This window comes from Streptomyces sp. NPDC056486, assembly GCF_042795295.1.
In the GTDB taxonomy this organism is placed as follows: domain Bacteria; phylum Actinomycetota; class Actinomycetes; order Streptomycetales; family Streptomycetaceae; genus Streptomyces.
Genome location: NZ_JBHTSF010000210.1, coordinates 1 through 13,207 on the forward strand (window position 1 = coordinate 1; position 13,207 = coordinate 13,207).

Sequence of the window (13,207 nt, forward strand, 5' to 3'; positions counted from 1 at the left end):
CGCCCCCGATGCGGTGTTCCTGCCCGCGTTGCGTGCGGACAGGCCCGAGGAGGTCGCGCTGGTATCGGCGGTCGCCGCGTTGCACACGCGGGGTGCGACGGTCGACTGGACCGCGTACTTCGCCGGCAGCGGCGCCCGGCGTGTCGACCTGCCGACGTACGCCTTCCAGCACCAGCGCTACTGGATGGACGCTCGGCCCGTCGCCGCCGATGCTGCCCCGAACGCGGACGAGGCACGGTTCTGGGCCGCGGTGGACAGCGAGGAGGCGACCGCGCTCGCGTCGTCCCTGGGCATCACCGACGACGGGGCCACCGACTCGCTCCGCGCCGTACTGCCGCTCCTGACGTCGTGGCGGCGCCGGAGCCATGAGAAGTCCACGCTGGACAAGTGGCGTTACACCGTCGGCTGGAAGTCCGTCGGTGCCCCGGTGACGACGCCCCCCTCGGGCACATGGCTGCTCGTGGCGCCCGCCGGTGACGAGCGTGCCGCCGCGCTGAGCGAGCTGCTCGCGGGCAGCGGCCTGGCGCTCGCCGTGGTCGAGGCCGAAGGGCCGGACCCCGCGGACCGCGCAGGCCTTGCCGATGCGCTGCGCACGGCAGTCGCGCAGGTCCTCGTGCAGGAAGAAGAAGTCGGCGGAGTCCTTTCGCTGCTGGCGTTCGACGAGTCGCCGCACGCCGAGCACCCCGCTGTACCGAACGGCGTGGCAGCCACCCTCGCGCTCATCCAGGCGCTCGGTGACGCGGACGTACAGGCGCCGCTGTGGTGCGCGACGTCGGGCGCGGTGGCGGCGGTCGCGGACGACGCGGTCGCAGGCTTCGCGCAGTCGATGGTGTGGGGCCTCGGCCGGGCCGCGGCGCTGGAACTCACCGCTCGCTGGGGCGGGTTGGTCGATCTGCCGGAGACGCTGGACGAGCGGGTGGCCGCACGGCTGTGCGGGCTGCTCGGCGGGGCTGAGGACCAGGTCGCCGTACGCGGGTCCGGCGTGTTCGCACGCCGCATCCGCCGGGCCGAATCGGCCGCCCCGGAGTCCGGCTCAGGCTGGACGCCGCGCGGCACGGTCCTGGTGACCGGCGGTCTGGGCGCCCTGGGCGCGAGGGCCGCACGCTGGTCCGCGGCGCACGGCGCCGAGCACCTCGTCCTGGTGAGCCGTCGCGGCATCGAGGCAGAGGGCGCCGCTGAGTTGGAGGCCGAGCTCGTCGACCTTGGCGCACGCGTCACGGTCGCCGCCGTCGACATCGCCGACCGGGAAGGGCTCGCCGCCCTGCTCGACGGCCTGGCCGCCGCCGGAGACCAGGTCGACGCCGTCGTACACACCGCGGGACTCAACGACAGCACCCCTGTCGAGGAGACCGACCTCGCGCGCTTCGCCGACGTGGTCGGCGCCAAGGTGGCGGGCGCCGCGCATCTGCACGAACTGCTCGCCGACACACCGCTCGACGCGTTCCTCTCCTACTCCTCGATCGCCGGGATCTGGGGCAGTGGCGGCCAGGTCGGCTACAGCGCGGCCAACGCCTACCTCGACGCGCTCGCCGAGCACCGCACCGCGCTCGGCCTGCCGGGCACAGCTGTGGCCTGGGGTCCCTGGGGCGGCGGCGGGATGGCCGACGACGAGGCGCAGCGGCAGCTCTCCCGGCGCGGGCTCCTCGCGCTGGAGCCCGAACTCGCGGTGGGCGCCATCGCCGACGCGGTCGGCGGCGGCACGGCGAGCACCGTTGTGGTGGACGTCGACTGGGAACGGTTCGCGCCCGCCTTCACCATCGGCAGGCCGAGCCCGCTGCTCGCCGACCTCGCCGAAGCGCGTGACGCCGTCGCGGGCCGGACCGCCGGGACCGACGGGCTTGCGGGGCCGGACGGATCCGACAGGGAAGGGGCGGAGCTGCGGGGCCGGCTCACCGGCCTCGACGCGGCGAAGCAGGGCGAACTCGTACGCGGCCTCGTGGTGGCGCAGGCGGCCGCCGTCCTGGGGCACACCACGGCCGGTGCCGTCGCTCCCGACCGGGCCTTCCGCGACCTCGGCTTCGACTCGCTGACCGCCGTGGAACTGCGCAACGGGCTTGCGGCCGCGTCCGGCCTGACCCTGCCCGCGACCGTGGTCTTCGATTACCCCACCCCCGCGGCGCTCGCCGACCACCTGCTGTCGGCGGTCGTCCTGGAGCCGCACGGCGATTCGCCCCTGACACCGGACGCCGCACGGCCGGTCGTGACCGACGAGCCGATCGCGATCGTGGCGATGACGTGCCGGTACCCCGGCGGCGTCACCAGCCCGGAGGACCTGTGGCAGGTGCTCCTGTCGGGCGGGGACGCGGTGACGGACTTCCCGGCCGACCGCGGCTGGGACCTGGATGCCCTGTACGACCCGGACCCCGCGGGCATCGGCACGACGTACTCGCGCAGGGGCGCCTTCCTCGACCGTGTGGCGGACTTCGACGCGACCTTCTTCGGTACCTCGCCGCGTGAGGCCCTCGCGATGGACCCGCAGCAGCGACTGCTCCTGGAAACCTCCTGGGAGGCGTTCGAGCGGGCGGGCATCGACCCGAACTCGGTCCGCGGTGAGCGCGTCGGCGTGTTCGTCGGCTCGAACGTGCAGGACTACGGGCTTGTCCTCGGCGAGGCAGTCGAGGACGTGGGCGGTCACGTGGCGACGGGCAGCGCGGCGAGCGTCATGTCCGGCCGCCTGTCATACACGTTCGGCCTCGAAGGCCCCGCGGTGACGGTGGACACGGCGTGCTCGTCATCTCTGGTCGCCCTGCACCTGGCGGCCCAGGCACTGCGGTCGGGTGAGTGCGAGATGGCCCTCGCGGGCGGCGTGACGGTGATGTCTACGCCTGGTGCGTTCATCGAGTTCAGCCGGCAGCGCGGCCTTTCCGTGGACGGCCGGTGCAAGGCGTTCTCCGACAGCGCCGACGGCACCGGCTGGGGCGAGGGCATCGGCATGCTCATCGTCGAGCGTCTCTCCGACGCCCGGCGCAACGGTCACCAAGTGCTCGCCGTCGTACGGGGATCCGCCGTCAACCAGGACGGCGCGTCCAACGGCCTCACCGCACCCAACGGCCCGTCGCAGCAGCGGGTCATCCGCCAGGCCCTTGCGAGCGCGGGCCTGACCCCGTCCGACGTGGACGCGGTCGAGGCGCACGGCACCGGCACCAAGCTGGGCGACCCGATCGAGGCACAGGCGCTGCTCGCCACCTACGGCCAGGACCGCCCCGCCGACCAGCCACTGCTCCTTGGCTCGGTCAAGTCCAACATCGGCCACACACAGGCCGCTGCCGGTGTCGCCGGTGTGATCAAGATGGTCATGGCGATGCAGCACGGCGTACTGCCACGGACGTTGCACGTCACCGAACCGTCGTCGCACGTGGACTGGTCGGCCGGTGCGATGGAACTGCTCACCGACCAGCGTGAGTGGCCTGCGACGGACCGGCCGTGGCGCGCGGGTGTGTCGTCGTTCGGATTCAGCGGCACCAACGCGCACACCATCATCGAGCAGGCCCCCCAGAAGGCGTCCCCCGACATCGAGCCGGGAGAGCCCGGAGAGCCGGGAGAGTCGAAAGAGCCGGGTGTGGTGCCGTGGGTCCTTTCGGCGCGATCCGCCGAAGCACTGCGGGAACAGGCCTCCCGCCTCCGTGCGGAGTTCGAGGGCGCCGACGCGACCGTGTCCGTCGCCGACATCGCCCACTCGCTGCGGTCCCGCTCGGTGTTCGACCACCGGGCCGTGGTCGTGGGCCTCGACCGGGAAGAGTTCCGCACCGGCCTCGCCGCCCTGGCCGAAGGCCGCGAGGCACCGAACGTCGTGACCGGCGTGGCCGAGAACCGCGGCACCGGTGCGGTGTTCGTGTTCCCCGGCCACGGCACGCAGTGGGTCGGCATGGCCCTGGAACTCCTCGACTCCTCACCGGAGTTCCGTACGCGGATGGAGGAGTGCGCCGAGGCGCTGGAAGAGCACGTCGACTGGTCGCTCCTCGACGCGATCCAGGACCCCGCCCTGATGGAACGGCTCGACGTCGTCCAGCCCGCCCTCTTCGCGGTGATGGTGTCCCTTGCCGCCACCTGGCGGTCCTGGGGCGTCGAGCCCAGCGCGGTACTCGGCCACTCGCAGGGCGAGATCGCCGCGGCGTGCGTCGCGGGCGCCCTGTCCCTGAAGGACGCGGCGCGCCTCGCCGTCCTGCGGAGCAAGGCACTGACCGCGCTCGCAGGACAGGGCGGCATGGTCTCGGTCGCGCTCGGCGTGGACGACGTACGGGAACTCATCGCGAGGTGGGACGGACAGCTCGCCGTCGGCGTGGTGAACGGCCCCGCGTCGGTCGTCGTATCCGGCGACGCGGCCGCGCTGGACGAGCTGCTGGAGGTCTGCGCCGAACAGGGCGTATGGGCGCGGCGTGTCCAGGCGGACTACGCCCCGCACTCCCACCACGTCGAGCAGGTCGAGGCGGAAATCCTGGAGGGCCTGGCAGACGTGACGCCGCGCTCCGGCGACGTGCCGTACTACTCGCCGCTGACCGGCGGATGGCTGGACACCCGTGACCTGGACGCCTCGTACTGGTACCGCAGCCTGCGGCAGACGGTGGAGTTCGCGGACTCCGTCTCCACCCTGGTGGCGGAAGGCTTCACCACCTTCGTCGAGGTCAGCCCGCACCCGGTCCTGGTGGCCGGGCTCGGCGAACTGACCGGTGCCGAAGGCCTGGTGATCGGCTCGCTGCGGCGCGGCGACGGCGGCAAGGACCGGCTCCTCAACTCGGCCGGCAGGCTGTTCGTGCGCGGCGGCCGGGTGGCCTTGCCGCTCCCCGACGCCCGGCGCGTGGACCTGCCCACGTACCCGTTCCAGCGTCTGCGTTTCTGGCCCACGACGACGCACGCCGCGTCCGGCGACGTGACATCGGCAGGGCTCGGCCGTGTGGACCACCCCCTGCTCGCGGCCGTCACCGAACTCGCGGACTCCGAGGGCCTCGTGTTCAGCGGCAGGCTGTCCCTGCGCACCCACCCCTGGCTCACCGACTACCGCGTCCTGGACACCGCGGTGCTCCCCGGCGCGGCCTACGTGGACCTCGCGCTGCGCGCCGGTGACCACGTCGGCTGCGCGACCCTGGACGACCTGGTCATCGAAGCACCCCTGGTACTGCCCGAACGGGACGGCGTCCAGATACGGCTCAGCCTCGACAGCCCTGACACGCCGGACGCATCGGACGCATCTGACGTATCGGATGCGGCAGATGCTTCGGGCAGGCGGACGTTCACCGTGGACTCCCGTAGGGACGAGGGCGGGGAATGGACCCGCCACGCCACCGGCACCCTGACGGCCGAGGCACTCCCCGTCACCGACGACCTCGTCGTCTGGCCTCCGAGCGAAGCCGAACCGGTCGACCTGGACAGCCACTACGCCACCGTCGCCGCCTCCGGCCTCGACCACGGCCCCGCCTTCCAGGGCCTGCGCGCCGCCTGGCGCAAGGGCGACGAGGTGTTCGCCGAAGTGGCGCTGCCGGACGGCATCGCCGACGAGAACTTCGGCCTGCACCCGGCCCTCCTGGACGCCGCGCTGCACGCCGCCGGGCTCGGGACGAGCTCGGACGGACTCCCGTTCTCGTGGGCCGGGGTACGGCTCCTCGCGACCGGTGCGACGGCGCTGCGGGTCCGGCTTACGCCGGTCGGCGTGGACGCCGTGGCGGTGCTCGTCGCAGACGGTTCCGGCGATCCGGTCGCCGCCGTCGACGAGCTGAGCCTGCGGCCACTCTCCGCCGACCAGCTCAACGCCGCACGCTCCGCCCACCGTGACTCGCTGTTCGAGGTCAAGTGGGTGCCGATGCCGGACGCCGCTCCCGAGCCCGGCACCTGGGCGGTCCTCGGCGGCGACACCGCCCGCCTGGCCCACGCGCTCACCGCGGCCGGCGAACCGGTGGACGAGCACGCCGACCTGGCCGCGCTCCTTGCCGCCGTCGACGCAGGCGCGCCCGTACCGCGGTGTGTGGCCGTGACACCCGGCGAGGGTGCGACGACCCCGCGCGAGGCGACGCACCACACCCTCGACCTGCTCCAATCCTGGCTCGCGGACGACCGGTTCACCGCATCGCGGCTCGTGTTCCTGACGAGCGGCGCGGTGCCGACAGGACCGGACGAGGCCGTACCGGACCTGGTGCGCGCTCCCGCGTGGGGCCTGGTGCGATCGGCGCAGTCGGAGCACCCGGAGCGGTTCGTCCTCGTCGACGTGGACGACTTGGTGGACGACCTGGCCGACACGGCCGACACGGCCGGGAACGAGAAGTCGCTGCGCAGGCTGCCCGCCGCAGTGGCGACCGGGGAACCGCAGGTCGCCGTCAGGAACGGCACCGCCACGGTGGCCAGGCTCGCGCGGCTCGCCGCTCCGGCCGACGCTCCCGAGCAGGCGGCGTTCACCCCCGAAAGCACCGTGCTGATCACCGGTGGTCTCGGCGTGCTCGGCGGCGTGACCGCACGGCACCTCGTCACCCGCCACGGAGTCAGGGATCTCGTACTGACCGGCAGGCGCGGCCCGGCCACACCGGGCGCGGAGGAACTGCGCAGGGAACTGGCCGAACTGGGCGCGCGCGTCACCGTAGTGGCGTGTGACGTCAGTGATCGCACCGCGGTCGCCACGCTCCTTGCCGAGCACCCCGTGACCGCCGTCGTCCACACGGCGGGCGTCCTCGACGACAGCATCATCGAGTCCCTGACCCCGGAGCACGTCGACACGGTGTTCGGGCCCAAGGCCGACGCCGCGCTGCACCTGCACGAGCTGACCCTGGGAACGGACCTCACGGCGTTCGTACTGTTCTCCGCCGCCGCCGGAGTGTTCGGCGGCCCCGGTCAGGGCAACTACGCGGCCGCCAACGCGTTCCTCGACGCCCTCGCACAGCACCGCAGGGCCGCCGGGCTGCCCGCGACATCGCTCGCCTGGGGCCTGTGGGCCGAGGCGAGCGGCATCACAGGGCACCTCGACGACGCCGACGTACAGCGGATGGCGAGGGGCGGCATGACCCCGCTGTCCTCCGCCGACGGCATGGCACTGTTCGACGCGGCGCGCACGACCGGCACCGCGACCGCGGTTCCCGCCGCGATCGACCTGTCCGCGCTGCGGGCCCACCCGGAGCAGGTACGACCGCTGCTGCGCGGCCTGGTTCCGACGACCGCCCGCCGGACCGCACGGTCCGGTGACGGCTCCGGCCCGGTCCCGCTGGCCCAACGGCTCGCCGGTCTCACCGAGGCGGAGCAGGACCGGACCCTGGTGCAGCTCGTCCGCACCCACACCGCGGCCGTGCTCGGCTTCCCCGGTCCGGACGCCGTCGAGGCGGACCGGGCGTTCAAGGAACTCGGCTTCGACTCGCTCACCGCCGTGGAACTGCGCAACAGGCTCGACGCCGAGGTCGAATCGCGACTGCCCGCCACCCTGGTCTTCGACCATCCGAACCCGGCGGCACTCGCGGCCCACCTGCGGACGACGGTGCTCGCCGGCGACGGCACACCCGCCGCCGCGGTACTCAGCGAGCTGAACAAGCTGACGGTCATCATCTCCAAACTCGACCCGGACGACGCCCTGGCCGGGGACATCCGGCTACGGCTGCGCTCGCTCCTGTCCACCTGGGACGAGGGCGAACCGGAGCCCGCGGCGGACGACTTGACCTCGGCCACCCTCGACGACGTCTTCGACATCATCGACGACGAACTCGGAAGGTCCTGACCAGCGGGTACGGACTCTCACCAGCCTGATCCGACCTGACGACCCGACCCTGACGACCCGACCTGACGACCCGACCTGACCTGCCCGGTACGGACTCTCATCAAGACGGGTACGGACTCTCACCCAGAGGGGTATCAAGCACATGCCGACCGACGACAAGGTCCTCGACTATCTGAAGCGCCTGACCGCGGACCTGCGGCAGACCAAGCAACGTCTCCGCGAGGTCGAGGAGAAGGACAGCGAGCCGATCGCGATCGTCGGCATGAGCTGCCGCTTCCCCGGCGGGGTCGAGTCGCCGGAGGATCTGTGGCGTCTTGTCGAGTCCGGTGCGGACGCGGTGGCGGGGTTCCCCGCCGACCGCGGCTGGGACCTGGAGTCGCTGTACGACGCGGACCCCGACCACACGGGCACGACCTACGCCCGTGAAGGCGGGTTCCTGTACGACGCGACGGACTTCGACCCGGCGTTCTTCGGGATCTCGCCGCGCGAGGCCGCGGCGATGGACCCCCAGCAGCGGCTGCTCCTTGAGACCTCCTGGGAGGCGTTCGAGCGGGCGGGCATCGACCCGACCTCGCTGCGCGGCAGCAGGTCGGGCGTGTTCGTCGGAACCAACGGCCAGGACTACGCGGCGCTGCTGATGGCCGCGCAGGCGGAAGTCGAGGGATACGCGGGCACCGGCATCTCGGCGAGCATCATCTCCGGCCGTCTGTCGTACACCTTCGGCCTCGAAGGCCCCGCCGTCACGGTCGACACGGCGTGCTCGTCGTCCCTGGTGGCCCTGCACCTGGCGGTGCAGGCATTACACAAGGGCGAGTGCGAGCTGGCGCTGGTCGGCGGTGTGACGGTGATGTCGACGCCGGGCTCGTTCATCGAGTTCAGCCGACAGCGCGGCCTCGCCCCGGACGGCCGGTGCAAGGCGTTCTCCGACAGTGCCGACGGCACCGGTTGGGGTGAGGGGGCCGGCATGCTGCTGGTGGAGCGCCTTTCGGATGCTCGGCGCAACGGCCACCAGGTGCTTGCGGTGGTACGTGGTTCGGCGGTGAACCAGGACGGCGCGTCCAACGGCCTGACCGCGCCGAACGGTCCGTCGCAGCAGCGCGTGATCCGCCAGGCGTTGGCGAGTGCGGGCCTGACTCCGGCCGACGTGGACGCCATCGAGGCACACGGCACCGGTACAAAGCTTGGCGACCCGATCGAGGCGCAGGCCCTCCTTGCCACCTACGGCCAGGACCGCCCCGCCGACCGGCCGCTGATGCTGGGCTCGATCAAGTCGAACATCGGCCACACGCAGGCCGCCGCAGGTGTGGCGGGCGTGATCAAGATGGTCATGTCGATGCGGCACGGCGTCCTGCCGAAGACGCTCCACGTGACCGAGCCGTCGTCACACGTGGACTGGTCCGCCGGTGCGGTGGAACTGCTGACGGACACCCGCTCGTGGCCGCAGACGGGGCAGCCGTGGCGGGCCGGTGTGTCGTCCTTCGGCGTGAGCGGCACGAACGCGCACACCATCATCGAGCAGGCCCCGGAAGTCGAGCAGGCCGCGACGGCCGAGGAGTCGGCCCCCGCCGTGGCCTCCGGGGCGGGCGGGCTTGTGCCGTGGGTGCTGTCGGCGCGGAGTGCCGAGGCGCTGCGCAAGCAGGCGGAGCGGGCGCTCTCCGGCGTGCTCGGTCTGGACCCGGTGGATGTCGGCTTCTCCCTCGCGACGACGCGGGCCTCGCTGGAACAGCGCGCGGTCGTCATCGCGGACGACGCGGAGGCCCGGCTGGCTGCTCTGACCGCGTTGGCCGAGGGCGGTCAGGCTCCGGGTGTGGTGACGGGTAACGCCGTTGGCGGGCTGTTGGGTTTCTTGTTCTCGGGTCAGGGTTCGCAGCGGCTCGGTATGGGCCGTGAACTGGCGGCCCGTTTCCCGGTGTTCGCTGGGGCTCTGGACGCGGTGCTGGGTGAGTTCGATCCGGCGGTGCGTGAGGTGTTGTTCGGTGAGGATGCCGATGCGCTGAATGAGACGGGGGTGACGCAGCCCGCGCTGTTCGCGGTCGAGGTCGCGCTGTTCCGTCTTCTTGAGTCGTGGGGTGTGCGCCCGGATGTTCTGGCGGGGCATTCGATCGGTGAGTTGGCTGCGGCTCATGTGGCGGGTGTGTGGTCGCTGGCTGACGCAGTCAAGGTGGTGTCGGCGCGGGGTGCGTTGATGCAGGCGCTGCCGTCCGGTGGCGCGATGGTGGCGATTCAGGCGTCCGAGGCCGAGGTGGCGTCGGATCTGTCGGAGACCGTGGGCATTGCTGCGGTCAACGGCCCGTCGTCGGTGGTCGTTTCCGGCGTCGCCGCTGATGTTGAGATGGTTGCTGAGCGGTGGCGTGAGGCGGGCCGGAAGGTGACGCGGCTGCGTGTCAGCCATGCGTTCCACTCGCCTTTGATGGACCCGATGCTCGACGAGTTCCGCCGGGTCCTTGAGGGCGTTTCGTACGAGGCGCCTGCGATACCTGTGGTGTCGACGCTGACGGGCAGGTTGGCCACTGCCGACGAGCTGGCCTCGACGGAGTACTGGGTGCGGCACGTGCGTGAGTCGGTGCGGTTCGCCGACGCCGTGAGCACGCTCGTGGACGAGGGTGTGACGACGTTCGTCGAGGTCGGCCCGGGCGGGACGCTGTCAGCGCTGGGTCAGGAGTCGGCGCCGGAGGCCGGATTCGTGCCGGTGCTGCGGAACGACCGCCCGGAGGAGGCGGCGCTGACCGCCGCGATCGCGGAAGCGCATGTGCGGGGCGCTCACGTGGACTGGGCCGCTTACTTCGAGGGTCGCGGGGCCCAGCGCGTCGATCTGCCGACGTACGCGTTCCAGCGCGAGCGCTTCTGGCTGGATGTGCTGCCCTCGGTCGGCGATGTCACGGCGGCCGGACTGGGCTCGGCGGAGCATCCGTTGTTGGGTGCGGCTGTCACTGTGGGTGGCACGGACGGTGTGTTGCTGACGGGTCGGCTGTCGGTGCAGTCGCATCCGTGGCTGGCTGATTATGTGGTGCAGGGTTCGGTGCTGCTGCCCGGTGCTGCGTTCGTCGAGTTGGCGGTGCGTGCGGGGGATCAGGTCGGGTGCGATCTGGTGGAGGAGTTGACGCTGGAGGCGCCGCTTGTCCTGCCGGAGAGCGGTTCGGTGCGGGTTCAGGTGTGGGTGGGTGCGGCGGATGAGTCGGGCCGTCGTGAGCTGAGTTTCCACTCCAGTGTGGGTGACGCCGACGATGGTCGTTCGTGGACGCGGCATGCCACGGGTGTGCTGGGTGAGGGTGGTCGCGCCGGCGGGGCGTCCTTGGCCGAGTGGCCGCCGACCGGTGCGGAGGCCGTGGGCCTTGAGGGGTTCTACGGCGGGTTGGCGGAGCTGGGCCTGGGTTATGGCCCGGTGTTCCAGGGGCTGCGGTCGGCTTGGCGCAAGGGCGATGAGGTGTTCGCCGAGGTCGCGCTGCCGGAGGGTGTGAAGGCTGAGGGGTTTGGTCTGCACCCGGCCTTGCTGGATGCGGCGCTGCACGCGACAGGCCTGGCGGGTGGCGACGGTGACTCCGGCGGCTTGCCGTTCTCGTGGTCGGGTGTACGGCTGCACGCCTCCGGCGCGACAGCGCTGCGGGTGCGGCTGACGCCTGCGGGGTCTGCGGGGTCTGCGGGATCGGACGGAGTGTCGTTGGCCGTGGCGGATGGGGCGGGCGCCCCGGTCGCGACCGTGGACTCGCTGGTGTTGCGTCCGGTGTCGCTGGAGCAGTTTGCCGGTGACGGTCAGGACGATGCGTTGTTCGGCGTCGACTGGGTGTCGGTGCCCGTGTCCGGGGTCGATGTCCCGTCGGTCGAGTGGACCGATGTGGAGGCGCTTGCGGGGTCGGCGGAGCTGGCTGACTTCGTTGCTCTGTCGTGCCCGGTCTCTTCTGGGGCCGATCCGGTTGTTGGTGCGCATGAAGCGGCGCATTGGGCGCTGAGCGCGGTCCAGTTGTGGCTCGATGGGGAGCGGTTCGACGTGTCGCGTCTGGTCATTGCGACCCATGGCGCGATCGCAACTACGGCCGAGGAGGATGCGCCGACCCTGGCTCAGGCTGCGGTGTGGGGTCTGGTGCGGTCCGCTCAGTCGGAGAACCCGGGCCGGATCGTGCTGGTCGACCTCGATGACGAGACGGCCTCGCTGGACGTGCTGGCGTCCGCGCTGGCCACGGGTGAGCCGCAGTTGGCGGTGCGTGCGGGTGCTGTGAGTGCGCCGCGTCTGGCGAGGGTGCGGCAGTCCGTCATGGATGACCCCGGGTTCGGTGCGGGTGCGGTCCTGGTGTCCGGCGCGACGGGCACGTTGGGTGGCCTTGTTGCCCGGCATTTGGTGGCAGAGCGTGGGGTGCGCAGCCTGCTGTTGGTGAGTAGACGAGGGGTCACCGCCGAGGGTGCCGAGGAGCTGCGGGCCGAGCTGGTCGCGCAGGGCGCTGAGGTGACGTACGCGGCATGTGACGTGGCCGACCGTGAGGCTGTAGCGGCGCTGCTGGCTGAGCACGAGATCTCCGCCGTGGTGCATACGGCGGGTGTGCTGGACGACGGGACGATCGGTTCGCTGACGCCTGAGCGGATCGACGGGGTGTTCCGGCCCAAGGTCGACGCGGCCTGGCACCTGCACGAGCTGACGCGCGACCTGGACCTGTCCGCGTTCGTCCTGTTCTCGTCCGCTGCCGGTGTGTTCGGTGGCGCGGGGCAGGGCAACTACGCGGCGGCGAACGCGTTCCTGGACGCGCTCGCCCAGCACCGCAGGGCGGCCGGACTGCCTGCCACGTCGATGGCGTGGGGCCTGTGGGCGGATGCGGATGGCATGGCAGGCAGTCTCGACGAGGCCGACGTGCGGCGTATCACCAGCGGTGGCGCGATCCCGATCGGCGCGGCCGAGGGTCTGGCGCTGTTCGATGCGGCGGGTTCCACGGGGCGTGCCGCGCTGGTGCCGATTCCCCTCGACCTGCCGGTGTTGCGTCGCCAGGCGCGTTCGCAGCCGGTGCCGCATCTCATGCGTGGCCTGGTCCGGGGCAGTGTCCGCAGGATGGTTGAGTCTGGCCTGGTTGTTGCCGGGTCTGCGTTGGCGCAGTCGTTGGTGGGGCTGTCTGTCGCGGAGCGGGAGAAGGCGCTCCTGGATCTCGTACTGGGCCATGTTGCGGTGGTGCTCGGCCACAGCTCTGGGCAGGCTGTCGGAGCCGATCGCGCGTTCAAGGAGCTGGGCTTCGACTCGCTGAGCTCGGTGGAGCTGCGTAACCGGCTGAATGCGGCGACCGAGCTGGCGTTGCCGGCCACGTTGGTCTTCGACTATCCGACGCCTGCCGCGCTGGCGGCGCACCTTGGTGCGGAGTTGCTGGGTGGTGTGGTCGATGTCGTGGCCAACGATCCGGTGGCGATGGTGGCTGATGAGCCGATCGTGATCGTCGGGATGAGCTGCCGGTTCCCGGGCGGCGTCGAGTCGCCGGAGGACTTGTGGCGTTTGGTGGCCGGGGGCGGCGACGCGGTGTCGCAGTTCCCGACGGACCGCGGCTGGGACGT

The 13,207-nt window shown here is 71.8% G+C and carries 1 protein-coding gene and 1 pseudogene; both read left to right on the forward strand.

All coding sequences use genetic code 11. The features are described from left to right. Positions 1-28 precede the first annotated feature (28 nt). Positions 29-7,684: pseudogene (locus ACFQ7F_RS41645) on the forward strand (SDR family NAD(P)-dependent oxidoreductase); the annotation flags it as partial. 142 nt (positions 7,685-7,826) lie between these two features. Beyond that, a partial coding sequence (locus tag ACFQ7F_RS41650; protein WP_383283283.1) for an SDR family NAD(P)-dependent oxidoreductase occupies positions 7,827-13,207 on the forward strand: 5,381 nt, incomplete at its 3' end.